A 23195-nucleotide genomic window follows, 5' to 3' on the forward strand; every position below is an offset into this window, starting at 1 on the left:
CAGGCCGGGGATTCTCTGACGCCGCATCAGAATCGTAGAATCCGATTCGGATAGAAACGCAAGCCCCTATTGCGCCGTCCTATCGATCACCCGCTAACGCGCTGTTCCAGGCAAGACAGGGGGGTGTGAATGGTTACCATTTATGTGAGTAAAAATGTTAAAATTCGCGATACATATCAGTGATAACAGGGAAAATAGACCACAATATCAAAACAGCTATGAGAAACTTGCTTACATGTTTGAAATTTATTTTGAGAAAACAATATCATTCCTTAGTCCGCCGGGTGGACGCGCTAAGTAGGAAAAATATTTATTGTGGTGGTCCGTTATTCTGTTGCCCGCAGCGACGATCGTATGACCGCCATCGGGCGGAAGAGGATCAGCGGATTGTCCCTTGACGGAATGAATCCCCGACGCTGCCACAATAATGCGGCTTCTTGATCGATCGCGTTGACGACCAGGGCGCGACCGCCGATCAGCGTGGCGCCGTTCACGCTTCGCGCGAGAGCGTGGTTGAAGAGGCCGATACCGATTCCCAGACCGCCCAGGCATGATCGGTAGCGAGCTGGCCGAGCAGGATGCAGGGGACAGGATCAGGCGGTTGGCCAGTGCGGATTGCACGCGGCAAGGTGGATGACACGATGGCGGTTGGCGCCAAGCCGTAATAGCCCACAATGCGGCCGAGGGCGTGGACCACCATGACGACGGTGAAGCCCTTCTGCTCGTTTGAGAGCGCGTGGGTTTTCAGCCAATGGTCGAGGGCCGGCTGCGGCAGGAAAACGCGGATACATCGTGGTTCGCTCCCAGCAGTTCAGGTGCCGAGAGCGGCAACGCCGGCATCAGCGCTTGGCCGCATCCTTCTGCCATGGCGCTTGGCGACGAAGAGAGGCGATCATCTCCGGCACTGGCACGGCTGGTCCTGCGATGGCGTTGGTGAAGGTCTCGAAGCCTCCCGGACTCATCCGGATCAAATTCGCCTCCATCACCACTTCCTCGGCAGCCCGGACGGCGGCGTCGCGCACAAAATCTGTCCTCGAACGACCGCGCAGATCAGCGGCGCGATCGATTATGGCAATATCGATCTCCGGGAGGCGCCTCGAGAGTGGATAGTATTTGCGCTTGGTTAAAGCTGACATGAGGATCTCCTGGTCGTTCCAGCTATCTTACAAGGCGTAGCGCATAACGCAATACAGCTTGACAAATCTGAACGCTTCATTCGGGTCCAAGTTGCCTGTCCGTTCGATCGCGGCTTTTGCTTATTTCCCGAACGCCATTAACCTTTCGAGCTGACATGCTCCTTCCGACTCCGAAACCCCCTATCAGTGGTGATGAAGCGCTCGATAATGGCGGGCACGAGTCTCTCGACCGACGGGGCGTCTGCCAATCCGTCCTGGGCAGCAATCGCGGCACCGTAGTCGCGGAGCAGATTGTCCTGTGCCGCGGAGAAGGTAATGGTCCGCTTGACAGGTTTGTCGTCAGGCAACGCGCCAATGCGAAGTTTTGTCATTCTTGTGCTCTGTTCTCTCTCACGATCCTGCGTAGGCCCGTAGCACGATGTCGCGGTTGACCATCACGTCGAACTGGAATCCCGGTCGAATGCTCAGCGTCGGCTGAACGCCGAGGTCGTGCGAGACGATCTGCTGGCCCGCCTGGTTGGTCGCCTGATCGCCGCTTTGGCCGAGCGAGATAATCAAATTGCCGGAACCGTTGCCACCTGCGACGTTGTTGGTTGCAAGCGCGCTCGAAACCCCGAGGAGCGATGACAGCGCGACGCCGCGCAGCAGTTTCCAGAAATGGTAATCCACACCATCCTTGAGCCCCGCATAGCCTTTGGTGTCGGCGGCCTGCAGATTGTCGAGTACGATCGAATTACCGTCCGGCATGATCAGCCGCGTCCAGATCAGCAGCACGCGTGACTGGCCGAAGGCGACCACGCTGTCATACTTCCCGATCAGCTTGGCGCCCTGGGGAACCAGCAGGTAGCGGCCGGTGACGCTGTCGTAGACGTCCTGCGTCACCTGGGCGATCACCGGGCCGGGCAGATCGGAGTTCAGGCCGGTGATCAAGGCCGCCGGTACGACGCTCCCGGCCATCAACTCGTAGGGGCTGATCGGCCGTTGCAGGCGATCCGGCGAGTAGACCGAGCGATCGACCGAGCTGTCGAGGAAGTCTTGTTTCTCGCCCTGCCCGCCCGGATTGGTGTGTCGGCCCGTCAAATTTGCGCCGAGCAGATGGGCTCGATCCGGGGATGATATTTGTGACGGGTTTGCTGGTCTGCCGGCCGCGGCGTATCGGGCGCGACCGCCTCCGCCGCTAGGACTCCGGGTCATGGTGAAGAACACTCCGGCGAGGGCAGCCTGCGCACGAAGCCGTGCCGTCGCTTGTTCTGATAGATTAGACGGCGTCGCGGATAGATCGGGCGATGCGGGCTGCCCCGGCATCGGTGATCCAAGGTCGCCTTGCAGGGGCGGTCCCAGTTGAGGAACCTTGGCTGGCGTGGGCGGCGGTTTCGGCTTGGTCAGGCCGGCATACCCCTTTGGCAAACCATTCATCGCCTGCGCCGAAGGCCGGACATCGGTGTTGTAGAGCTGCTTGCCAGTAACGATCCGAAAACTGTGCAGCGCGAATGCCCACCAAACAGCGCCGCCGATACAAAGCGCGAGGCCCCCCGCGGCGGTGATCAGCATCCGGCGCGACAGCCTGGTCACGGCGCGCGGCCGTGCTCGGATCGCAAACGATGCCGGATCGGCTTTCGGCCGCGGCGCCGATGGGGGCGCGGGCGACTGGTTGTTCTCCGGGCCCGTCATCCGCTGCTGCCGTCCGTGCGGGTGATCCGGACGATCTGCTGTGGCCCGGCACCAAGGTGAAGCTCGGCGGCGGCGAACAGTCGATCGACGATCATCGTATTGCCGCGCACCCGATAGTTGACGATCTCTGCCTTGCCCCCTGATGCGCCAAGGATGAACAGCGGCGGCATGTCGCCCTGGGCGATGCCGGGCGGGAATTGAATGTAGACTTTAGAGCCGTCATCGAACACCTGCACGGGCCGCCACGGCGGATGATCGCCGCTGATCCGGTACCGGAAATGCAAATCCGCAAGATCGACGTGGCTCGTCGCGATGGTGCTGGCGTAATCGATGGAGGCGGTGTTCTGGGTCTTGAGTGCCAGCAGATCGTCCAGCGGATAATTCCACGACACAGCGGCCATGTAGGTGTGCTTGGTCGGATGGATTTCGAGGTGATAGGCGCGCCGGTTGGTCATGATGACGATATTGTTCATCGGCAGATCGTCCGAGATCGGTTTGACCAGGACATGGACTTGTGTGGTTGGGCCCGATCCGCTGGTGGTGTTGCCGATCTTCCATTGCACGGTATCGCCGGCGGCGATCGAGATCAGACGCTCGCCGGGCTGCAGCGCGATATCGGTAACGTGCAGCGGGGAGGCGTAGATTTCATAGAGGGCGCCGGTCGACCAGGGAAAGACCTGCATCGCGTTGATGTAACCGTCCCGCGTCGGGTCGAGCCGGGCCGCCGCATTGGCAGCCGCCACGCGCGCGACCGGGTTCGCGGGCTGCGGTAGGTGCCGATACGGCGGCGCCGAGGGGAGTTTCTTCAACTGACCCGGCAACGGTAGCGGTTCAGGCAGCTGCACGACGCGGACGGGCAGTGGCGGCGGTGCAATGAGATGTGCCGGCTGTGGATCATCATAGGCGATTTTCGGCACGTGCTGCGCGCAGGCGGAGAGTAACAAAGCGCCGGCAATCGGGAGCAGGGGCAAAAATCTCATGGGGTGGATCCTTCGGTCTGGACGGAATTCACCTCGCGGGCCCAGCTGATCGCGTCGATGTAGATGCCGAGCGGGTTCTGGCGCAGTGCCGCTTCGGTATGCGGGGTCTGGATCACCACGGTGAGGATGGCGGTCCAGTGCTCAGGCAGCAGGGCGGTGCCATCCTGGTACGGATGTTCTACCCAGGCGACGCGGAAGGAGCTTGGACTTGCGCGCACCACGCTGGTGACATCGACGGTGATGGCGCGCTTGCCGATCCGTCCAAACGGATCGGCCCGGCGAGCGTATGCATCGAGCATCGGTTTTGCGTGGCTGGTGATCTGCGCGTAGGCGTCGAGCCAGGCCTTGCGGACGACGACGGGATCGACCGAAAGACCCCGTACCCGTTCGATGAACTGTGCGAGGAAATATGCGACCTCGGTGTCGGTGGGCTGGACCTCGGCCTGCGCCGGCGCGACCGCCTGTACGGCGCCGAGGTGGTTCACCTCCACGACAAAGGGCGTGACCATGGCGCGCGAATGGGCGCGGATATCATCGATGGTAACAACGGTTGCGAGGGCGAGGCAGCCGAAGGCCATTAACCGCCAGTTCGCGGCTTGCACGCGGGCGTATCCGATCCGCTGGTCCCAGAGCTGCCCCGCGCGCTGGTAGGGTGTCGCCGGAGTTTCCGTTTGAGACATCCGAGAGGAGATGCGCCGCCATCTCATGGCCGGTCTCCTCGCAGGTTGGGCCGCATGCCGCCGCCACCGGCTTCGCCCTCGCGGACGATGCGCTCGACGGTTCGTTGGGCTTCGCGGCGCCGCAGAGTTTCGGCCCAGGCTGGCGCGCCGGAACGAGCGGGAGGCTTGGCGGCGTCCGACGATGCGGATGCGGGTTCTGTGCCGCCGCCCGAACCACCACCACCCGAATCCCCGTTCCCGGAGCCGCTGCCGCCGGTCGCCGCCCAGCCGGCGCGTTGGCCGGCGGCAAAGCGGTCGCGCAATCCCGACGTTGCGTTCCGGGCGATGCCGCGTAATCCGCTGCCGGCCGCACCCGCTGCACCACGAGCAACGCCGCCAAGGCCGGCCGAGACGGAGCCGCCGCCCGTGACGGTGCCGGAGGCAAAGGCGCCGCTGGCTCTACCGGCGAGGGATGTTGCGCCGCCGACGCCGGAGGCGGCTGCGCGGACAGCCGCGATCCCGCCCGTCCCGGCCACTGTCACGACACCAGCAGCGGCGCCGCCCGCTGCCGCAGCGCTGCCCAGACCGAGCTGTGGTGCACCAGAGGTAATTCCGGCCGCCAGGCGGTTTGCCGAGAATGCCAAACCGGCAATGGTCATCGACGCCAGCAGGATGGTGAGTGCGTCCTGCAGCGACAGCACGGCGGCCGGATTGCTCGGCAGGATCTGGCTGAACAATTGGGTGCCGATGCCGGTTACCACGGCAAACACCAGAACCCGGACGCCGGAAGTGACGATCTGGCCGAGTACCGGCTCGGCAATGAAGGCGGTGCCGCGCCAAAGGGCGAAGGGAACCAAGATAAAGCCCTTCAGAGTCGTGAGCTTGAATTCGATGATGGCCAGGAACAGCAGAATCGCGAGCACGAAGAAGCCGAGCAGCGTGACGATCCAGGACAGGCCCATGACCAGGATCTCGCCAAGGTTCCAGAAGATATTCGGAAACCCGGCGAGGCGCTGGATCTGCGAGAGCAGTACATCCGCCCCTTGCACACCAGCTTGTGCCAGCAAGCCGGGATGGAGGAATTCAGCGTAGCTGAGGGACGATCCGGTTGCCTTCAGACCGAGTCCGGCAAAACTTTCGAAAACGATTTGCGCCAGCAACTGCCAATTGTTCAGGATGAAGGCGAAGAACCCGACATACAACACCTTCTTCGCGAAGGCCTGAATGACGTTGTCCTCGCCAAGCGCCCACGCGAGACCCGCAAGGGTGGCATCAATGCCGATCAGCACGACGACGAGGAAGCCAACGTCAGGAGCGATCAGACCAAACCCAGAGCTGATGTACTCGCTAAATATGTTGAGGAAATGGTCGATAATCGACGGATTGCTACCCATGCGGCGTTCCAGCGTTGGATGGATTTGTAGTTTGTTCATGTTCTGCGGGAACAAGCTTATTAGGCGTGTTAGGAAAGAGATTGACGGGCTTCTGCGTGTAGGTCGGCGCTTTCCCAAAGAATTGCTTGTTCTCTGCCTGCCATGCGGTATGACACCGTGCATCGTTATTGGCTGCCATGCCGAGCTGTTTGCAGCGATCAAGCTCGGCCGTGAGCATTTTTGGGTTGGCGACCAATTGATCGATCGTCGGTGCGCTGGCCCGTGCCGGCGCAGATGTGCCGACAATTTCGATGACAATAAATGAAATGGCGACAAGAAATTTGGCATTCATGGTGCTGACCCTCCGAACAGATTGACCGGAGCAAAAGTATAGCCGACGCCGTTGCCGTAGAAGCGTTGCCATTCGGCTTGCGCGGCCGATTGGACCTCGGCGTTTTGCATGGCGTTCGCGGCCTGGGCGCGGGCGTCCGCGGCGATCAGGTCCTGCGTCGCGGAAAGCTGGCGCGATTGAAGAGCGAGCAGCTGATTGCTGGACTGGATCGCCTGCAACGCACCCACCGCCCCCTGGCTTTTAGTGACCAAGGATGAAAGGTCAGCTTGATCGGCCGGGATTGTTGCGACGATCTGGCTTTGCACATCGATCGTCTGTTGGAAGGTGTTGATCGACGCCTGCCAGCGCGCATTGGCATCCGCCAGCAGGCCGGCCTGGGTGACGTTGCCCTGGAAGCTGGGCGACTGATAGTTCGGATAGAGGGTGCGGAATTGCTGCTGCACCTGCTGGACGGTATAGGCGAGGCTCTGCGCCTGCCCCATCAGCTGGTTGATCTGTCCCATCGAAGATTGCAGCTGGGAAAGCACGGAGAACGGCAGCGATGTCAGATTACGCGACTGGTTCTCCAGCATGGAGATGCCCTGCTGGAGCTGGGTGAGCTGATTGTTGACTTCTTCCAGGGTTCGCGCGGCGGTCAGCACGTTCTGGGTCAGGTTCGAAACATCGATCACCGGAACGTCGGCTTGCGCCGAAATCGGAGCGGCGACTGCCATCAACCCGATCAAGGCCATGCCGATGATCTTCTGTTGGCATCTGTGCCAGATGTGGCGCCTCATGATGGACCCTCCGTCGTGGAAGCAGTGCATCTTTTGGATGCATGCTGACTCTTGACTCCATCGCTGAACGGGAGAGGCGGAGAGGCTGGGGCGGCTTGGACGCCGGCATCCAGCCGTAACCGGTAACGGGTTGTTGGGCTGACATTGGTTTGATCCGGTGCGGCGATGTGTGGAGCCGGTAGCAGTTCTGCCGCCCAAGCGATGCCGCGCTCATGCAGCCACGCCCTTGGGAAGTCGTCAGGTCCGCGTGCGGCCATGATCCGGTCGATCGCGACGAGGTCTTCCGCCCGGCTGGCACCGCAGAAGGCCAGCGCGATCTCGCCGAGGCCCAGTTCGAACAACCGGCAGCCGGCTGCCGACTGGAACCAGTATTCGCGCTTGGGAACGGCGCGGGCGATGGTCTCGATCTGCCGGTCATTGAGGCCGAGACGCGCATAGGCGTCCCGGCTCTCCGGTTCGATCGCGCGCGCATTCGGCAGGAAGATGCGCGACAGGCAGCTTTCGATCACCGCAGGGGCGACCGGCGAGCGGGTGATATCGGCCAAGCTCTGGGTCGAGAACAGCACCGAGGCATTCTTGCGCCGGAGCGTCTTGAGCCATTCGCGCAGCTTTGGCGCAAAGACCGGATCATCGAGGGCGAACCATGCCTCGTCGACCGCGATCAGGGTCGGCCGCCCGTCAAGCCCGGCTTCGATCCGATGGAACAGATAGGTCAGAACGGCGCGCGCTGCATGTTTTGCGCCGAGCAGGTCCTCGGTCTCGAAGGCGAGCACGTCGGCATTGCCGATGCTTTCGTGTTCGGCATCGAGCAACCGGCCGAACGGCCCGGCGATGGTGTAGGGCTCGAGTGCCGCTTTGAGCCGGTTCGCCTGCAACAGGGCGGTAAAACCCGATAGCGTTCGCTCGGGCAGCGGCGCCGTCGCCAGCGAGCCGAGGGCCGACCAGATGGCACCACGAACTTCGGGCGTGAGTTCGATGCTCTCCTGCACCAGCAGGGTAGCAACCCAATCCGCCGCCCAGGCCCGCTCGGCGGCATCATCGATCCGGACCAGCGGCTGGAACGCGACGGCGTGATCGTGCTGGTGCGAGACCGCGCCGCCGAGGTCGAGATCGTGGAACGCGCCGCCCATGCCGAGCACGGCCGCTTTGGAAGATCGGCCCTTGTCGAAGATCACCACGCGCGCGCCGGCGTAACGGCGGAATTGCAGCGCGATCAGCGCCAGCAGCACACTCTTGCCCGCACCAGTGGGGCCGACGATCAAGGTGTGGCCGACATCGCCTTGGTGCAGCACGAGGCGGAACGGCGTCGATCCGGCGGTATGGGCGATTAGTAGCGGCGGACCGCCGAGATGGATATTTTGGTCGGGACCGGCCCAGACCGCCGAGAGCGGCAGCATGTGGACGAGGTTGAGTGAGGAGACCAGCGGCTGGCGGATGTTGGCGTAACACTGGCCGGGGAGGCTGCCGAGCCAGGCTTCCACCGCGTTCAGGGTCTCCTCGACGGCCACGAAGCCCTGCGCCCGCACCGTGCGGCCGATCTGGCGGAGTTTCCCGGCAACGGCGGCCTCATCGGTATCCCAGACCGTCACCGTCGCAGTGAAATAGCCAAAGCTGACGGCATCCGAGCCGAGTTCCTGGAGGGCGATATCGGCATCGAGCGATTGGTTCTCGGCGTCGCTATCGACGAGACGTGTCTCCTGCTGCCAGATGACCTCGCGCAGCAAGGCGGCGATGCCTTTGCGTTTGGCCCACCAGTGACGGCGCTTGCGGCCAAGTTCTTTCTGCGCCTCGGGCTTCTCCAGGGGCAACCAACGCGCGACCCAGCGGTATGCGATCGGCAGACGATTGAGGTCATCGAGCAATCCCGGCCAGGTCCGGTCCGGCAAGCCGCGTAGCGTGATGGTGCGGAGATGGCAGCGCCCCAGCATCGGCGCGATACCGGGCGTCAGATCGCAGTCGGGCAATAGCCCGTCGAGATAGAACGGCACCGCCGGCACGGCGACGGGATGATGCCCATTGGTCGAAATCGTGGCATGCAAATAGGCCAACGTCTCGGCATCATCGAACCAGGCGCACGCCGGCATGAGAGTGGCGAGCAAGTCGAGAACCCGGTCAGTCTCGGCGGTGAATCCGTCCAGAACGCCGCGCCAGTCGATCTCGCTGAAATTGCCCTGGTCTCGCCTGCGGCTCTGTGCCTCGTTTTGACCTTGATTTTGCCTTTGCGCCCAGCCTGGGGGTCGCCGGTTTCGCGGGCCCTGCTGATGACCGCCCTCGTAGAGCAGGCGGTTGGTTCGCTCGGCGCGTTCCGGCGGCGCGAGATAGCAAAAGGTCAGAAAATACCGGCTCTCGAAATGCGCCCCTTCCTCGTCAAAGCCGTGCCGGCGTTCTTCATCGACCAGCCAGGACACCGGATCGGGGAATGCGCTTGCTGGATAGCCCGGAGCGGCGGATCGTGCGGCCTCGACGAAGATCGCCCAGCCTTCTCCCAGGCGCTTGAGCGCGTTGTTCACCCGCGCGGTCACCGCGATCAATTCGGCTGCAGTGCTGGAATCGAGGTCAGGCCCACGGAATTGCGCGGTACGCTGAAGCGCGCCGTCCTTGTTCAGCACGATGCCAGGACCGACCAGCCCCGCCCAGGGCAAATAATCTGCGAGTTCGCGGCGCTGGGTTCGATATTCCCGAAGATCGAGCATCTCGTAATTGGCTCCTGGTCAGGTGTCGAGAGGATGACGCGCGGCACGCAGGTGCCGGGCGAACACCGTTCCGAATTGAGGGTCCTGCCGCGTCAGAAACAACGCCGCCGTATGTCCAATCAGGTAGATCGCGATCCCGGCCAGCCAGAGCTGCAGCCCGAGACCGATCGCCGCTGCCAGCGTGCCGAGTGCAATCGCCATGCCGCGGGGGATACCCGCGAGCAGGATCGGCTCGGTCAGGCTGCGATGCAGCGGCACCGACCAGCCGGGGATATCTTCCAGACTGTTCATCCCACCAAAGCTCCGCCGGAGAAATTGAAGAAGGTGAGGAAGAAACTCGCGGCCGCAAAGGCGATCGACAGGCCGAAGACGATCTGGATCAGCCGGCGCATGCCGCCGGAGCTTTCGCCGAACGCAAGACCAAGGCCGGTACCGATGATGATCAGCACGGCGATGATCTTTGCCACCGGCCCCTCGATCGAATTCAGGATCTGTTGGAGTGGCTGCTCCCACGGCATGTTGGACCCGGCCGCGAGGGCGGAAGCCGGCCACAGCATCGCGCCCGCCAGTATGGCGACCAGCTTCGGCTGCCAAGGATCAACAGGGGTCTCCCGACGCTTTGAAGGTCTGGGCATTTTGGGCGTCTTGACCGATTTGAGTTTCATGGGTGGCTCCCGGGCTGGACGAGAAAAACATTGGAGTTTGGTGCGGACCCGATCTCGGCGAGCACGTAGTCGCCGGCGGTTAGTGTCTTGGCGACCTGCCAGATACCGGCGAGGCGGCGGTGCCGGCCGCGACCTTGAAGAACGGCGATCAGGTCGATGGTTTCTGCGATCAGCGGCCGCGGTACGTTGATCACCGCCTCCTGGATTAGCTGTTCCAACCGGCGCAGCGCACCGAGGGCGGAGCCGGCGTGAATCGTACCAATCCCACCCGGATGGCCGGTGCCCCAGGCTTTCAGCAGATCAAGTGCTTCGGCACCACGTACTTCGCCAATCGGAATTCGGTCAGGGCGCAGGCGCAGGCTGGAGCGGACCAGATCGGCGAGGGAACAGACCCCCTCCTTGGTCCGCAAAGACACCAGATTCGGTGCTTCGACCTGGAGTTCGCGGGTGTCCTCGATGACCACGACACGATCGCCGGTGGCAGCCACCTCTTTGAGCAGCGCGTTGGCGAGTGTAGTTTTTCCGGTTGAGGTGCCGCCGGTAATCAGAATGTTCCAGCGTTCGGTGATCGCCATGCGCAGCAGGGCTGCCTGACCCGGCAGCAGGATCCCGGCTGCAACGTAGTCGTCGAGGGAGAACACCGCGATCGCTGATTTGCGGATGGCGAAGGTGGGGCCGGTTACGATCGGCGGCAACAGACCCTCGAAGCGTTCGCCGGTCTCGGGCAGTTCGGCCGAGATACGCGGGTTATACGCGTGTGCCTCCAGACCGACATGGTGGGCAACCAGGCGGATGATCCGTTCGCCATCGGCGGGCTGCATGATCAGGCCGGTATCGGCAAGGCCGGCACCGAGCCGGTCGACCCAGAGTTTGCCGTCCGGGTTGAGCATCACCTCGACGATCTCCGGGTCCGCCAGCAACGCCGCAATGGCCGGACCCAGAGCGGTGCGTAGCATCCGCACCGAGCGGTTCAGCAGGACCCCTGCCCCATCAGGTGCCGACATCTTCGTCCTCCATTCCGGTCAGGATCGCGTCTTGAGCTGAAACCGCGCCGTGTGTGCCGCCGCCGCCGGCGCTGAGACCGGCGCTTGGACCGGCGCTGGCACCGACGCTGGTGTCGGCAGCGGCGTTGTCCCGCCCATTGAATTCGGGGGTAATTTGTTTGCTGATCTCGCGGACCAAGGAGTCGCCGCGCTGGAGCCGTCGGCCCAAGGTCTCGATGAAACCCTGGTAGCGACTGGCACCGCGGGCCTTGGCGGCATCCTGCTGGTCGGGTGGGATCGGTGGCGAGGCGGACAGCCAGAACCGCACGAACTGGGCCTGCACCTCGATGGCGATGGTGAGATCGCGCTCGATCCGCTCCATCTGTCGCGACAGGCGATCCAGCCGACGGACAAAGGCGGCTTCGCGGCGGTCCAGTGCATCGGGCGAAAGGAACGCCATCACCGCCGCCTCGACGAGTTGCGAGCGGTGAACGCCCTGGCGCAACGCGAAGGTGGTGAGTTGGTCGGCGAGTTTGGGTTCGAAGTAGCAATTGAGGCGGCTCTTCATGATCTACATTCCCAGTCCCATGCCGTCGTCATGATCCATCGCGACGGCACGCACGGTCTGGCGTTGCATCGCTGCAAGAGTTCGCTGGCGCTGCGGCTCGTCGTCCGGGTCATCTTCCGGGAAATCGAATTCGTGAGCCGGTGCGCGCGCCGGCACGATCGATTCATGCTCCGGGAGTTCCGGCTCCTGGCGGATACCGCCATTGGCCGGATCGGCAGGTGGTTCGTCGCTCGTGCCACACGCGAGACTGGGGATTCCGATCGCAGCAATGCCGGTCCAATCGTCGCCGCGCGACGGCGGACAATCCCCGTATCCGTTCGGCGACAGGACCGGCGCGAGTAGCATCCGGTCCTGGAACGCCGGCTCCTCGTAGTAGCGCAGCTTCTTGGCTCGGATCGGCGGCAGGCCGGCGATCATGACGATCTCGTCGGTCGGTGGTAGCTGCATCACTTCGCCCGGCGTCAGCAGTGGGCGGGCGGTCTCCTGACGGCTGACCATCAGATGCGACAACCACGGTGCGAGCCGATGGCCGGCGTAGTTCTTCATCGCCCGGAGTTCGGTCGCAGTCCCAAGCGCCTCGGAAACACGCTTGGCGGTTCGCTCGTCGTTGGTCGCAAAGCAGACCCGGACATGGCAATTGTCCAGGATCGCGTCGTGCTCGCCATAGACTTTCTGGATCTGGTTGAGCGACTGCGCGATCAGGAAGGCGCGAATGCCATAGCCGGCCATAAAGGCGAGCGTGGATTCAAAAAAGTCGAGCCGCCCCAGCGCCGGGAATTCGTCGAGCATCAACAGAAGCCGCGAAGAATGCGCGCCACCGGCGCGACGAACCGGATTATCCAGCGTCTCGGTAAGGCGACGGCCGATCTGATTGAGGACGAGGCGGATCAGCGGCTTGGTCCGCGAGATATCCGAAGGTGGCACGACGAGATAGAGCGAAACCGGCCGATCCGTCGAAGCCAGATCGGCGATCCGCCAATCGGAATGCGAGGTGATCTTGGCTACCACCGGGTCGCGATAGAGGCCGAGGAACGACATTGCCGTACTGAGCACGCCCGAGCGCTCGTTCTCGGATTTGTTCAGAAGTTCGCGGGCCGATTGCGCAATGACCGGATGGACGCCGCTCGCACCCAAATGACGCGTTGCCATCATCGCTCGGAGCGTGCGCTCGATCGGTCGTGCCGGATCGGAAAGGAAAGCGGCGACGCCGGCCAGGGTCTTGTCCGTTCCGGCGTAGAGCACATGCAAGATCGCGCCGACCAGCAACGAATGGCTGGTCTTCTCCCAGTGGTTGCGCCGCTCCAGCGCGCCTTCCGGATCGACCAGCACATCGGCGATGTTCTGGACATCGCGCACTTCGAATTCACCGCAGCGAACTTCGAGTAGCGGGTTGTAGGCGGCGGAGCACGGGTTGGTCGGGTCGAACAGTAGGCAGTGGCTGAACTGGGCGCGCCATCCGGCGGTCAGGGTCCAGTTCTCGCCCTTGATGTCGTGAACGATGACGCTCCCGGTCCATGACAACAGCGTCGGCACCACGAGGCCGACGCCTTTGCCCGAGCGCGTCGGCGCGAAGCCCAGCACGTGTTCCGGGCCATCATGGCGAAGGGCATTAGAGCCAATCCGACCGAGTTGGACGCCGGTGCCACCCAACAACCCGGCGGCAGCGATGTCGTGCTTCGCCGCCCAGCGGGCGGAGCCATATGTGGTGACACGGCGGGATTGCCGGGCGCGGAGCACCGATGCCCCGATCGCCAGCAGCGCCGCGCCAAGGCCTCCGGCGGACGCAATGAAGGCGCCCCTGGCGAAAACTCCTGGGGCATAGGCGTCGAAGTGATACCACCAAGCGAAGAACAGTTGCGGCTGGTAGAGCCGGATGGAGCCGAGATGTTGCCAGGGCGCCCCTAGCGCTGGCTGAAAGCCGAGCCGCCAGGCGGTCCACTCTGTCGCCGCCCAGCAGCCGAGCAGCACTATCGCGAGTGCGCCCAGCATCTGACCCCAGAGAATTTTTGTGCCGCTCATCAATCCCGCTCACGAATATGAACGGGCATAGATAGAGGACCGGAAAATCAGCCGCGCAACAACAAAATCAACTCATCGTAGAAGATAGAAAAATAGAAGCGTTCGGCGGTCCTGATCATAGTCGCCAAGATTTCTTGTAGCCGATCAGGCAGCGGCGGCTTATCGCTCCGGCGGATACGTGAGGCGTTCTATCTTTGGCCGGTGGTGTAGTATCGCGCGCAGGAAGCGGCGATCTCCGCTGGCGCTTCGTCGGGGTACGGGAACACGCAACTCGTATTGATTTCACAGAGAGCATAAGTATCCGAACCGTCCGAGTCTTTTGGTCCGTAAAGGAAATCGGCGTCCCAGATCACCGGCAAAGCACCCGGATCGATGTCCAGGACCCGCGGTAGCGCCGGCAGCCAGTCCTGTTCCATTTTCGCCCTGAGCGCCTGAAATCGTGGCTCGTCAGGCCCGAACATAACTTTCCCGGGCGGTATGCCTTCGGCTTTCGAAGCCACGGGCATGAGGCCCTGGGAGACCTGATACGAAAATCCGACCAGCCGGTCCTGCACCATGTAGCAGCGGATCATGCCTTCCGGCAGACGCGGCTGGAACGGCTGGTCGATCATGCATCCGGTGCCGGCGAAATAGGGCTTGCAGCGCTCGATGAAGCTGCCGAGCCGGATATCCTCGGGGATGCTGCCACGCCACGCGTGCTCGACCCGCACCCAGCTGTCCGCACCTGGTTTGTCCTGCGGCCCGGCCACCAACCGGACGCTCCACACGCCGTTGCCACCATTGCCGCGATTCTGTTTGAGAACCCGGACGCCGCCACCCGCAAGGCGCTGCGACATCCGGGCCCTGAAATCCTCGAAATCCGGGTAGAGATCGATATCGGCAACCCAGCCCAGGCTGCGCGTGTGGAACAGCGCCGCCTTGACGCCGAGCTTCAGGATGATGTCGGGGTGCGCGCTGACCAGAATGCCGGCCGAGGCGATGTCGCGCAGCAACGGATCGAGCGCGGACCGGTCCCGGCCGTCGGTGATCGGATCCACCCAGACGAGAACGCCATCACCACGGAGGAGTTGCACGCGCACCTCCGCCGCCACCGTCTCGTCGTAGATGACCGGTTCGGCTGCGATATCGCATGCCGCGAGGGCTTCGAACACGGCCGACAGGCGGCTGGTTGCCGCCGTCGCGGTCAACCGTGTCGCGGGGTCGCCGCGTGTCAGGATCGCGATCGTCGGGCGTTTGCCGTGGGCTGTGTACTGCCCGTCCAGGATCGGCATCATCAATGCTTCTCAGGTGCCATGATACGCAATACGCCGCGGCCCCTGACATTCTGCAAGGGAAAGTAAACGTCGCTCGATGATGGATCGACCGCTACGACATGAGCCTCGAACGCCAGCCGGGCCCGACCGATCGGTTGCAGAGTTGTCCCGGCCACGTGAAACACCGCAACGACGCCGCTCTCGCTCGCGACATAGAGGCGCTGCAGTCGCGCATCGAACGCCAGTACGTCGGGAGCGTCGCCGGTGCGATGGACCGACAAGGTCCGCATGCCTGGCATCGACAGCACCAGCAGGCGCGCATTGCCGTCGCAGGCGACGAAGGCGACGCGCGATGCAGGGTCGAGCAGCAAGCCGTGGTCGTGCCGACATGCCGGCGGCAGCGGGATGCGGCGAATGATCCGGTGCGTCTTCGGATCGATCGCGACGATCTGGTTACGCGTCTGGACATCGGCGAACACCATGCCGCTGACCGGATCATACTGCGAATTACCGACTTTCCCACCCATCGCGATGGTGGCGACGCGCCGGTTGGTTCGGGTATCGATGACCGTTTCCGTGCTGCCCTGTTCATCGGAAATGAAAAGCTGATGATTGCGCGGATCGTAGGTCATGCCGTCCGGATAGACGCCGGCTGGCGCGGTGGCGACGATGCGCAGGGTTTTCTCCGAAATCACGTCGAGCGTGTCGGTGCCGGTCGCGGTTGCGAAGACCTCATCGAGAGATGGCACCGCGAGAACGCCGTGGACCGCCGGCGTGTTCCGGAGGGTGGCGACGAGACCATGGGTGTCGAGATCGACGACGCTGATCGTGCCGGCACCGAGATCGGCGATAAACAGCAGGTGGCGTTGCGGGTCGATGCTTTCATAGTCGAACCGCCCCGGCTGCGGCGTCAGCATGACATCCTTATGGATGATGGCGAGCGGCAGAGTGCGGGCGTACCCGTCGCTGGGGTGCCCCAGTATGAATGCGAGCAGCGCAAACGCACAGAGTGCCGATTTCTCGATGAAACTCGTGAAATTCTTCATGGTTCTCCAGTAATCGCGCCCGGCTTGTTCCACGCCGGTCGGTTCAACCGATCAGCCAATAGAGCCGCGCGACCCGATAGGCCAGAACGAACCCCAAGTCCGGACCGATGATCCAGCTACGAAAATCGGTTTCGTGGCATAGGGCATGCCCAAGCAGGCGCTGGTATAATGCGCCCCCATGCTCCAGGCGAAGGCGAGTGCGACCAGCACCGGAACGATGGTCGCGATCATTCCACCGGGTGGCCCGCCGCCCGCCATTCGGGATAGCCGTCCTCGAGGCGGCGCACATCGAAGCCGCCGGCGCGCAGAACCGCGGCGGCTTCGACCGACAAAACACAATAGGGTCCGCGGCAGTAGGCGATGATCGGCTGGTCGCGCGGCAGTGTCCCGATGTTGCGGTCGAGGTCGGCGAGCGGAATGTTGAGGGCACCCGGCAGATGCCCCTGGCTGAATTCATCCTCCGGGCGAACATCGAGCAGCAGCACGCCGCCGGTTTCGAGACGGGCGAGCAAATCTGCGCGTGAGACCGGTTCGAGCGCGTCGCGGCTGCGAAAATAGCTGGTCATGACGAGCTGGATTTCCGCATTGTTGCGCTCGCCGATGCGGCCGAGCGCGGTGAGCAGCCCGATCACGTCGGTTTCGCCGATCAGGCTGTAGAGCATCCGCTTGCCCTCGCGGCGCGGCTCGGCCAGCCGGGCGCGCCGCAGGATTTGCAAGTGGCGCGAAGTGTTGGCGATGGTCAGCCCGACCCGCGCCGCCACCTCGTCGACGCTGCGCTCGCCCTGGGCGAGGTGCTCCAGAATATCGAGCCGGTGGGGGTGACCGATCGCCTGTGCGATGTCCGCGAGGGCGGTAAAAATCCGTTGCTTGGGACCGAGGCTTGACATGGCACTCCGTTCACGGAATCAATCAACGAATTGATTGAATGACAGATCGTTCGGATGGTCAAGAATTCGAGGGAGTCGACGATGGTTCGAAGGCAAGTTCTCAGGGGTGATTCTGTTGCCGGATGTCTACCTGATCGGCGCCGAACAGTGAAACGAACCGTCCAGGTGCGCCAGTGACCCCCGCGACCGGGACTCATCCACGCGGCATCGGCCGCAACCGCGGCCAGTTCGCGCTCCAGGCGGTGCAGGTGTTTTTCGTCGGTCTGATGATCGGCATGGAACGCGCGGTGCTGCCGACCCTCAGCGGTAAATTCGGCGTAAAACCGCACGCGTTCTTCTTTCTCGCCAGCTTCGTGCTGTCATTCGGTCTGGTCAAAGGCGCGCTCAACTTCGTCGCCGGCGCCCTGTCCGACCGGATCGGCCGCAAGCCGGTGCTGCTGATCGGCTGGCTGGCTGCGGTGCCGATACCGCTGATGATCTATATCGCACCCACCTGGTGGTGGATCATCGGCGCGAACGTGTTTCTCGGCATCAACCAGGGCCTCACCTGGACCATGACGGTAACCAGCCAGATCGATCTGGCCGGCACCAACCAGCGCGGCCTTGCAGTCGGGATCAACGAAGCCACCGGGTATGTCGCGGTCGGTATCGCCGGGCTGGCGGCCGCCTATCTCGCCGCGGCGTTCGGCGCGCGTGCGGCTCTGCTGGGTTTCGGCCTGGTCACCATCGCACTCGGCCTCGGCCTGCTGATCAAACTGCGCGACACGCTGCCCTGGGTGCGCGCCGAAAGTGCCGAGGCGCTCGCAGCCAAGCCAGCCGGCACAGCCGCCACGCCGCCGCCCGGATGGGGCAGCGTATTCATGCTGGTGTCGTTCCGCGACCGGCAATATCGCGCTTTGTGCCAGGGCGGTATCGCAAACAAGATCGCCGATACGCTGGTCTGGGCCTTGTTTCCGATCTTCTTTCACCTCCAGGGCCTGAAACTTGCCGAAATCGGTTGGATTACCGGGCTGTACGCCATGGTCTGGGGCGTGTCGCAGCTCTGGACCGGGGATCTGGCTGACCGGATCGGCCGCAAACCACCAATCGTCACGGGATTCCTGCTCCTCGCCGGCGGCATCGCCATGACCGCGCTCGGCACCGTGCCGATGGTCTGGTTCATCGCCGCCGCGATCATGGGGCTCGCCATGGCGCTGCTCTACCCCAACCTGATCGCCGCAATGTCGGACCTGACGCCGCCGCTTTGGCGCGGCAAGGCGCTCGGCACCTACCGTTACTGGCGCGACACCGGTTACGCGATCGGCGCCCTCCTGCTCGGCCTCGTGGCCCAGGCTGCGGGACGCGGTTCGCCCGGCAATGTGGCTGACGGCACTGCTCGTCGCCTGCTCCGGCCTGTGGATCGCGTTCGGGGTCAAGGAGCCGAAACCCAGGGACGCGCGAGCGTAACCTTGCGGCAACCGGTCCGATCGCGGCGCTGGTCAGCCGTTATGGCGTATTGGGGTTCGCCGCACGCCTTGCGTTCGCCGGCATCACGGTCAGTATCAATAATATTTTCCTGCTTACCCAAGATCCTCAGCCAATTTGAGCAAGCGATAAGGCATCGGCGGAGCCTGAACGATGGCGTAGCCTAGCCGTGGGATCATGCTGGCGAGGTCGTATCTTCGGTTGAAGCGGTATTCGAATTCGGCAAGGTATCGCGGCACGTGTTTGGTGCTGATCGCTCGGTACGTCCCGTTGATCGCGGATTTGATATTGCCGAGTGCGGTATTGACCCATTTGAAAACCGGGTTGCGGACTGCCACAGGGCCGCTGCCGGTCAGGATCGCCTGATGCTGGCACCCGGCATCGGTCACACGATGAAAGCAGGCCAACCCGTCGCTGACCACAGTGCAGGACGGATCGAGGCTGTGCAATGCAAACCGCGAGATCGCCTGGCCGGTGAAGCCCGCCACGCGGCGCAGTTTCAGCCGCAACGGCTTGCCGTCTTGCGTGGTCTCGACCGCGGCGACAAAGGGCGTCTTGCTGGGCGCACCACGCCCACGCTTGCCGCCGGAGCGTTCGCCTCCCAGGACAGCGTCGTCGATTTCAATCCGTCCCTTCAAGCGTTTGCGCCCATCGCGCTCCATCATTGCCTGCTGGAGTTTATGCTTGAGCATCCACGCCGTGGTCTGGCGCACACCGAGGCGCCGACCCAGTTCGACCGAGGATATTCCCTGTTTGCTCTGCGTCATATGATACATCGCGCGAAACCACGTGCGCAGCGCCAGCTTGGTCGAGGCGAATATCGTCCCCGCGATCGCCGAGGTCTGGCGTCGGCAGGTGCTGCATTGAAACAACCGGCGGGTCTTGATCACGCTATGCGATGTCCCGCCGCAGACCGGACAGGAAAACCCCTCCGGCCAGCGCAACGCGACCACCACCGCAAGGCATTGCTCCTCGGCGCCGTACAAACGATCGAATTCCGCCTCGCTCAACCCTTTCTGCAACTGCACCGCGTTTCGTGCCATCGAAAGCCTCCGTTAATATCGGGATGTTCCTATTATGTACCGTCCCGAAAACGGCTGAACAAGGTGGGTAAGCAGGAATATTTTTATCCGCCGACTATAAAGTCATCAGGCTTTTGTTGGCAGAACAACACAGGCCGAGAGGCCGCCTTCGCCGCGGTTTGACAGCTCGATGGTGCCGCCATGCGCCTGTAGCACAGCCATCGCAATGGACAGTCCGAGACCGCTGCCGCCGGTCTCGGCACTGCGTGACAGTTCGACCCGGTAAAAGGGCTCGAAAACTTTCGCGAGTTCGGCGTGCGGGATGCCTGGCCCGGCGTCATCGATCGTCACGATCGCGGTGTGTGGGCCGGTTCCGACCGTCACCGACGCCGAGCCCCCATATTTTAGGGCATTATCGACCAGATTGACCAGCGCACGGCGCAGGGCGGCAGGCTGGCCGTCCACGGTGATCGGTGGTGCCGGTTCCAGGGTCGCCTTGAGCCCGGCATCGGCCAGATCATCGACGATGGCCGCCAGCAGAGCCGTCAGATCGAGGCGCCGGAACGGTTCGATGGCGGCATCGTCGCGGGCGAAAGCCAGGGTTGCTTCGATCATCTGGTTCATCCCGGCGATGGTTGCCAGCATGCGATCACGTTCCTCCGCCTGCGGGACATCCTCGACCCGCAATTGCAGCAGGGTGAGCGGGGTGCGCAGATCGTGCGACAATGCGGCCAGCATGCGCGTGCGGCTTTCCACCAGATGGCGCAGACGCGCCTGCATGACGTTGAACGCATGGGCCGCCTGGCGCGTCTCGATGGTTCCGGTTTCGGCAAGCGGTGGTGCGGTGACATCGCGGCCAAGCCGCTCGGCGGCGGCCGCCAACGTGCGGAGCGGTGCGGTGACCCGCCGGACCGCCCAGATCGAGGCCGGAATGACGATCAGCGCCATGGCGATCAAAGCGAGGAGGAAAGGCCGGGCGAGGCCGAAGCCGGCCGACGGGAGGGCGACGGTGAAGGCGAGCCATCGGCCTTGCGGGAGCATCATCGCGACCCGCAAGGCGCGCCAGTCTCCCATGCCCGGCATGAGCGCACCCTGCATCATCGGCATGATGTGCGGCATCGCCATGTGCATCGATTGATGCGCCGATGATGCCATCATCTCCATCATGGCACGCTGTGACGCCTCGCCATGATGGAAGGCTGTTCCAACCTCGACATGCAGCGAGGCGGCAATATCGGGCGGCAACTGGCGGGCGAGGAAAATGCGGATCATTCTCGCGTCCGTGCCGGTCGCGTCATGCGACACCCAGACCGGCCGATGCGGCAACAGCGCGATCCGCAACGTGTCGCTGCTGGCTGCCTTGATGAGGGGCGTTTGCCAGTTTTGCGGCACCTCGTCGATCAGCCGTGCCAGATTGACAATCCGCTGGGTAGCTGCGTAGGCGCCCATGGTGCGCAGCATGGTGGTCTGATTGAAGGCCAGGATCGCGATGCCGAGCAGCGCGGAAATCACCAGACCGGCCAGCGAGACAGCGAGGGTCTGACCGAACAAGGTGGCGGGGACCAGGCGCCGCATCAGGTGCCTGCCTTGATCGGTTCGACCGTCGGCGTGAAGAGATAGCCGCTGCCCCAGATGGTCTTGATCAGTTGCGGGTCGGCCGCATCCCGTTCGATCTTGCGGCGCAGACGGCTGATCTGGGTGTCGATGCTGCGGTCGAGCGGGGCGGTGTTGCGGCCATGCGCCAGATCGAGCAATTGCTCGCGGCTGAGGGCGCGACCCGGCCGTTCGACGAACACCACGAGCAGATCGAATTCTCCCGAACTGAGTACCACGGCGATGTCGTCCTCACCGATCAGTTCCCGTCGTTCGATATCGAGCACCCACCGATCGAAGCGGTAGCGCTGGGTTTGCCGCACCTGTGCCATGGCAGCGGGGGCGCGACGCAGCACCGCCCTGATTCGCGCGATCAGTTCGCGGCTGCCGAACGGTTTTGACAGATAATCGTCGGCGCCCATTTCGAGACCAATCACCCGATCGACTTCGTCGCCCTTGGCGGTCAGCATGATGATCGGCACTTGGCTGTCGGCGCGCACCGCGCGGCAGAGCGACAGGCCATCCTCGCCCGGCAGCATGAGGTCGAGCAGGATCAGGTCGATCCGCTGGTCGGCGAGCAGCTTGCGCATCGCGCGGCCCTCGGCGGCCAAGCTGACCCGGAAGCCCTCGCGTTGCAGGACGCGCTGAACCAGCTCGCGGATTTCGCGATGGTCCTCGACAAGCAATATATGCGGTGTCTCGCTCACGACGATGCTATAACCGGGGCCGTCCGAGCATGCCGCAACAAAGTTATGCCAATCTGTGTCGGACGGCGGATTTGACATGATTTGCCATTGTTTAGCGGTGGACTGACAATTTCTGGTGACATCCGATCCCTATATAGCGGGCTGACACGACGATGGCGTGAAGGACATGATGATGGGCGGTGGCATGATGAACGGTTGGGGATGGGGCATGATGGGCGGGTTTGGCTTGGTCATGATCCTGATCGTGGTCCTCATCGTACTCGGGATCGTGGCACTGCTGAAATATATCGGCGCCGGCAGACGGGGCTGATATGGCGGGTTCATTTCAATTACCGGCATGCGTGGCGACCGGCACAGCCCAGGATTTCGGAGGCACCATGAGTGAATCCCGCCCCTCGATACAGGCGTTTTTCGACGAGCCGACCCACACGGTGAGTTATCTGGTCGCCGATCCGGCAACCCGGCGCGCGGCGGTGATCGATCCGGTGCTCGATTACGACGCGGGGTCCGGCGAGGTCGATACCAGTTCGGTCGAGGCGATAATGGATGCCGCCGAGGCCGGCGGGCTCACCATCGAGCGCGTGCTGGAAACCCATGTCCATGCCGATCATCTGTCGGGGGCGCCGTTCATCAAGCAGCGTACCGGTGCGCTGATCGGCATCGGCGAACATATCCGCGACGTGCAGCGGATTTTTCGCCCGGTTTTCAATGCCGCTGACGTAAAGGCCGATGGCGGCGACTTCGATTGTCTGTATCGCGACGGTGAACGCTTCGCGATCGGCGTCCTGGAGGTGGAGGTGTTGCATGTTCCGGGTCATACGCCGGCCGACGTCGCCTACAAGATCGGCGATGCGGTGTTCGTCGGCGACAGCCTGTTCATGCCCGACTACGGCACGGCGCGCGCCGATTTTCCGGGCGGCGATGCGCATCTTTTGTACCGTTCGATCCACCGCCTACTGGCCCTGCCGCCCGCGACGCGGCTGTTTATGTGTCACGACTATAAGGCACCGGGTCGCGACCATTACGCCTGGGAATCCACGGTCGCGGCACAGCGCGCCACCAACAAGCATATTCGGGACGGGATCACCGAAGACGCGTTCGTTGCGATGCGCGATGCACGCGATGCCACGCTTGCGGCGCCCGCGCTGCTGCTGCCGTCGATCCAGGTCAATATCCGCGCCGGGCGCTTTCCTCCGGCGGAATCCAATGGGGTGCGCTATCTGCTGATCCCGGTGAAAACCAAGGGTCAGTCGGGCGCCGCACCCGGCAAGCGCTGAGATTTCACAGCAACACCGTCAAGGATGAGAATTATGAAACGTCGCAGCATTACCACTGCCATCGGCGGTCT

25 protein-coding genes are annotated in these 23195 nt (G+C 63.2%); 3 read left to right on the forward strand and 22 right to left on the reverse strand.

Annotation, left to right across the window (positions count from 1 at the left end; genetic code table 11):
- Window positions 1–326: 326 nt before the first annotated feature.
- The 19 genes from AruPA_RS19400 to AruPA_RS19490 all read right to left on the reverse strand — a co-directional run bounded on the left by AruPA_RS19400 (window position 327) and on the right by AruPA_RS19490 (window position 17061).
- A complete protein-coding gene (locus tag AruPA_RS19400) occupies window positions 327–494 on the reverse strand; it encodes a GCN5 family acetyltransferase (protein ID WP_265638409.1) in 168 nt (55 codons plus the stop codon).
- Window positions 491–700, reverse strand: a complete 210-nt coding sequence (locus AruPA_RS19405) for a hypothetical protein (RefSeq protein ID WP_265638410.1) — start codon at window positions 698–700, stop codon at window positions 491–493. Before AruPA_RS19405 ends, AruPA_RS19400 begins: the two co-directional genes overlap by 4 nt.
- Before the next feature lie 139 nt (window positions 701–839).
- Complete coding sequence (locus AruPA_RS19410; protein ID WP_265638411.1) at window positions 840–1136, reverse strand: DUF1778 domain-containing protein; 297 nt, start codon at window positions 1134–1136, stop codon at window positions 840–842.
- Between the two features lie 137 nt (window positions 1137–1273).
- Window positions 1274–1507 carry a DUF2274 domain-containing protein gene (locus tag AruPA_RS19415; protein WP_265638412.1) on the reverse strand — a complete coding sequence of 78 codons (234 nt, stop codon included), beginning with the start codon at window positions 1505–1507 and terminating at the stop codon, window positions 1274–1276.
- A gap of 19 nt (window positions 1508–1526) precedes the next feature.
- Complete coding sequence (locus AruPA_RS19420) at window positions 1527–2807, reverse strand: TrbI/VirB10 family protein (protein WP_265638413.1); 1281 nt, start codon at window positions 2805–2807, stop codon at window positions 1527–1529.
- Window positions 2804–3787 carry a P-type conjugative transfer protein TrbG gene (trbG, locus tag AruPA_RS19425; protein ID WP_265638414.1) on the reverse strand — a complete coding sequence of 328 codons (984 nt, stop codon included), beginning with the start codon at window positions 3785–3787 and terminating at the stop codon, window positions 2804–2806. Before trbG ends, AruPA_RS19420 begins: the two co-directional genes overlap by 4 nt.
- Window positions 3784–4494, reverse strand: a complete 711-nt coding sequence (gene trbF / locus AruPA_RS19430; RefSeq protein ID WP_265638415.1) for a conjugal transfer protein TrbF — start codon at window positions 4492–4494, stop codon at window positions 3784–3786. The genes trbG and trbF overlap by 4 nt, the downstream gene beginning before the upstream one ends.
- Window positions 4491–5840 (reverse strand): P-type conjugative transfer protein TrbL, encoded by a 1350-nt coding sequence (gene trbL, locus AruPA_RS19435; RefSeq protein WP_265638432.1) that lies wholly within the window; start codon window positions 5838–5840, stop codon window positions 4491–4493. The genes trbF and trbL overlap by 4 nt, the downstream gene beginning before the upstream one ends.
- Window positions 5833–6171: a putative entry exclusion protein TrbK-alt gene (gene trbK-alt / locus AruPA_RS19440; protein ID WP_265638416.1), complete on the reverse strand. Its 339-nt coding sequence runs from the start codon at window positions 6169–6171 to the stop codon at window positions 5833–5835. The genes trbL and trbK-alt overlap by 8 nt, the downstream gene beginning before the upstream one ends.
- A complete protein-coding gene (trbJ, locus tag AruPA_RS19445) occupies window positions 6168–6947 on the reverse strand; it encodes a P-type conjugative transfer protein TrbJ (protein ID WP_265638417.1) in 780 nt (259 codons plus the stop codon). Before trbJ ends, trbK-alt begins: the two co-directional genes overlap by 4 nt.
- A complete protein-coding gene (gene trbE, locus AruPA_RS19450) occupies window positions 6944–9640 on the reverse strand; it encodes a conjugal transfer protein TrbE (protein WP_265638418.1) in 2697 nt (898 codons plus the stop codon). The genes trbJ and trbE overlap by 4 nt, the downstream gene beginning before the upstream one ends.
- An 18-nt stretch (window positions 9641–9658) precedes the next feature.
- Window positions 9659–9931 (reverse strand): VirB3 family type IV secretion system protein, encoded by a 273-nt coding sequence (locus AruPA_RS19455; RefSeq protein ID WP_265638419.1) that lies wholly within the window; start codon window positions 9929–9931, stop codon window positions 9659–9661.
- Entirely contained in the window at window positions 9928–10305 is a 378-nt protein-coding gene (locus AruPA_RS19460; RefSeq protein WP_408859025.1) for a TrbC/VirB2 family protein, read from the reverse strand. The genes AruPA_RS19455 and AruPA_RS19460 overlap by 4 nt, the downstream gene beginning before the upstream one ends.
- A complete protein-coding gene (gene trbB, locus AruPA_RS19465) occupies window positions 10302–11309 on the reverse strand; it encodes a P-type conjugative transfer ATPase TrbB (protein WP_265638420.1) in 1008 nt (335 codons plus the stop codon). The genes AruPA_RS19460 and trbB overlap by 4 nt, the downstream gene beginning before the upstream one ends.
- Window positions 11296–11856, reverse strand: coding sequence for a conjugal transfer protein TraG (locus AruPA_RS19470; RefSeq protein ID WP_265638421.1), 561 nt, complete (start codon window positions 11854–11856; stop codon window positions 11296–11298). The genes trbB and AruPA_RS19470 overlap by 14 nt, the downstream gene beginning before the upstream one ends.
- Window positions 11857–11859: 3 nt before the next feature.
- Window positions 11860–13875, reverse strand: a complete 2016-nt coding sequence (locus AruPA_RS19475) for a conjugal transfer protein TraG (protein WP_265638422.1) — start codon at window positions 13873–13875, stop codon at window positions 11860–11862.
- A gap of 188 nt (window positions 13876–14063) precedes the next feature.
- Window positions 14064–15149: a Cj0069 family protein gene (locus AruPA_RS19480; RefSeq protein ID WP_265638423.1), complete on the reverse strand. Its 1086-nt coding sequence runs from the start codon at window positions 15147–15149 to the stop codon at window positions 14064–14066.
- Window positions 15149–16174 carry a YncE family protein gene (locus tag AruPA_RS19485; RefSeq protein WP_265638424.1) on the reverse strand — a complete coding sequence of 342 codons (1026 nt, stop codon included), beginning with the start codon at window positions 16172–16174 and terminating at the stop codon, window positions 15149–15151. The genes AruPA_RS19480 and AruPA_RS19485 overlap by 1 nt, the downstream gene beginning before the upstream one ends.
- 227 nt (window positions 16175–16401) lie before the next feature.
- A complete protein-coding gene (locus AruPA_RS19490) occupies window positions 16402–17061 on the reverse strand; it encodes a metalloregulator ArsR/SmtB family transcription factor (RefSeq protein WP_265638425.1) in 660 nt (219 codons plus the stop codon).
- 173 nt (window positions 17062–17234) lie between these two features.
- Here AruPA_RS19490 and AruPA_RS19495 point away from each other — a divergent pair, with 173 nt between their 5' ends.
- Window positions 17235–18692 (forward strand): MFS transporter, encoded by a 1458-nt coding sequence (locus tag AruPA_RS19495; protein WP_265638426.1) that lies wholly within the window; start codon window positions 17235–17237, stop codon window positions 18690–18692.
- Here the strand turns inward: AruPA_RS19495 and AruPA_RS19500 are convergent.
- The 3 genes from AruPA_RS19500 to AruPA_RS19510 form a co-directional block, all read right to left on the reverse strand.
- On the reverse strand, window positions 18621–19568 hold the full coding sequence (locus AruPA_RS19500; protein ID WP_265638427.1) for an IS1595 family transposase: 948 nt from the start codon (window positions 19566–19568) through the stop codon (window positions 18621–18623). The two genes, AruPA_RS19495 and AruPA_RS19500, sit on opposite strands and share 72 nt — an antisense overlap.
- Before the next feature lie 105 nt (window positions 19569–19673).
- Window positions 19674–21122, reverse strand: a complete 1449-nt coding sequence (locus AruPA_RS19505) for an ATP-binding protein (protein WP_265638428.1) — start codon at window positions 21120–21122, stop codon at window positions 19674–19676.
- The gene (locus AruPA_RS19510) at window positions 21122–21847 is read right to left on the reverse strand and encodes a response regulator (RefSeq protein WP_265638429.1); all 726 of its coding nucleotides are present in this window, start codon (window positions 21845–21847) and stop codon (window positions 21122–21124) included. The genes AruPA_RS19505 and AruPA_RS19510 overlap by 1 nt, the downstream gene beginning before the upstream one ends.
- 157 nt (window positions 21848–22004) lie before the next feature.
- Here AruPA_RS19510 and AruPA_RS19515 point away from each other — a divergent pair, with 157 nt between their 5' ends.
- On the forward strand, window positions 22005–22157 hold the full coding sequence (locus AruPA_RS19515; RefSeq protein WP_265638430.1) for a hypothetical protein: 153 nt from the start codon (window positions 22005–22007) through the stop codon (window positions 22155–22157).
- A gap of 67 nt (window positions 22158–22224) precedes the next feature.
- Entirely contained in the window at window positions 22225–23124 is a 900-nt protein-coding gene (locus tag AruPA_RS19520; protein ID WP_265638431.1) for an MBL fold metallo-hydrolase, read from the forward strand.
- Window positions 23125–23195 lie beyond the last annotated feature (71 nt).

Source organism: Acidiphilium sp. PA (assembly GCF_026191915.1).
In the GTDB taxonomy this organism is placed as follows: domain Bacteria; phylum Pseudomonadota; class Alphaproteobacteria; order Acetobacterales; family Acetobacteraceae; genus Acidiphilium.

Coding starts and splice junctions, on each gene's coding strand:
- AruPA_RS19475 (WP_265638422.1), bottom strand. CDS start 13,875: ATGAGCGGCACAAAAATTCTCTGGGGTCAGATGCTGGGCGCACTCGCG.
- AruPA_RS19485 (WP_265638424.1), bottom strand. CDS start 16,174: ATGAAGAATTTCACGAGTTTCATCGAGAAATCGGCACTCTGTGCGTTT.
- AruPA_RS19410 (WP_265638411.1), bottom strand. CDS start 1,136: ATGTCAGCTTTAACCAAGCGCAAATACTATCCACTCTCGAGGCGCCTC.
- AruPA_RS19415 (WP_265638412.1), bottom strand. CDS start 1,507: ATGACAAAACTTCGCATTGGCGCGTTGCCTGACGACAAACCTGTCAAG.
- AruPA_RS19420 (WP_265638413.1), bottom strand. CDS start 2,807: ATGACGGGCCCGGAGAACAACCAGTCGCCCGCGCCCCCATCGGCGCCG.
- AruPA_RS19455 (WP_265638419.1), bottom strand. CDS start 9,931: ATGAACAGTCTGGAAGATATCCCCGGCTGGTCGGTGCCGCTGCATCGC.
- trbL (WP_265638432.1), bottom strand. CDS start 5,840: ATGGGTAGCAATCCGTCGATTATCGACCATTTCCTCAACATATTTAGC.
- AruPA_RS19460 (WP_408859025.1), bottom strand. CDS start 10,305: ATGAAACTCAAATCGGTCAAGACGCCCAAAATGCCCAGACCTTCAAAG.
- AruPA_RS19520 (WP_265638431.1), top strand. CDS start 22,225: ATGAGTGAATCCCGCCCCTCGATACAGGCGTTTTTCGACGAGCCGACC.
- AruPA_RS19480 (WP_265638423.1), bottom strand. CDS start 15,149: ATGATGCCGATCCTGGACGGGCAGTACACAGCCCACGGCAAACGCCCG.
- AruPA_RS19500 (WP_265638427.1), bottom strand. CDS start 19,568: ATGGCACGAAACGCGGTGCAGTTGCAGAAAGGGTTGAGCGAGGCGGAA.
- AruPA_RS19505 (WP_265638428.1), bottom strand. CDS start 21,122: ATGCGGCGCCTGGTCCCCGCCACCTTGTTCGGTCAGACCCTCGCTGTC.
- trbK-alt (WP_265638416.1), bottom strand. CDS start 6,171: ATGAATGCCAAATTTCTTGTCGCCATTTCATTTATTGTCATCGAAATT.
- trbB (WP_265638420.1), bottom strand. CDS start 11,309: ATGTCGGCACCTGATGGGGCAGGGGTCCTGCTGAACCGCTCGGTGCGG.
- trbF (WP_265638415.1), bottom strand. CDS start 4,494: ATGAGATGGCGGCGCATCTCCTCTCGGATGTCTCAAACGGAAACTCCG.
- trbE (WP_265638418.1), bottom strand. CDS start 9,640: ATGCTCGATCTTCGGGAATATCGAACCCAGCGCCGCGAACTCGCAGAT.
- trbJ (WP_265638417.1), bottom strand. CDS start 6,947: ATGAGGCGCCACATCTGGCACAGATGCCAACAGAAGATCATCGGCATG.
- AruPA_RS19470 (WP_265638421.1), bottom strand. CDS start 11,856: ATGAAGAGCCGCCTCAATTGCTACTTCGAACCCAAACTCGCCGACCAA.
- trbG (WP_265638414.1), bottom strand. CDS start 3,787: ATGAGATTTTTGCCCCTGCTCCCGATTGCCGGCGCTTTGTTACTCTCC.
- AruPA_RS19490 (WP_265638425.1), bottom strand. CDS start 17,061: ATGTCAAGCCTCGGTCCCAAGCAACGGATTTTTACCGCCCTCGCGGAC.
- AruPA_RS19405 (WP_265638410.1), bottom strand. CDS start 700: ATGGTGGTCCACGCCCTCGGCCGCATTGTGGGCTATTACGGCTTGGCG.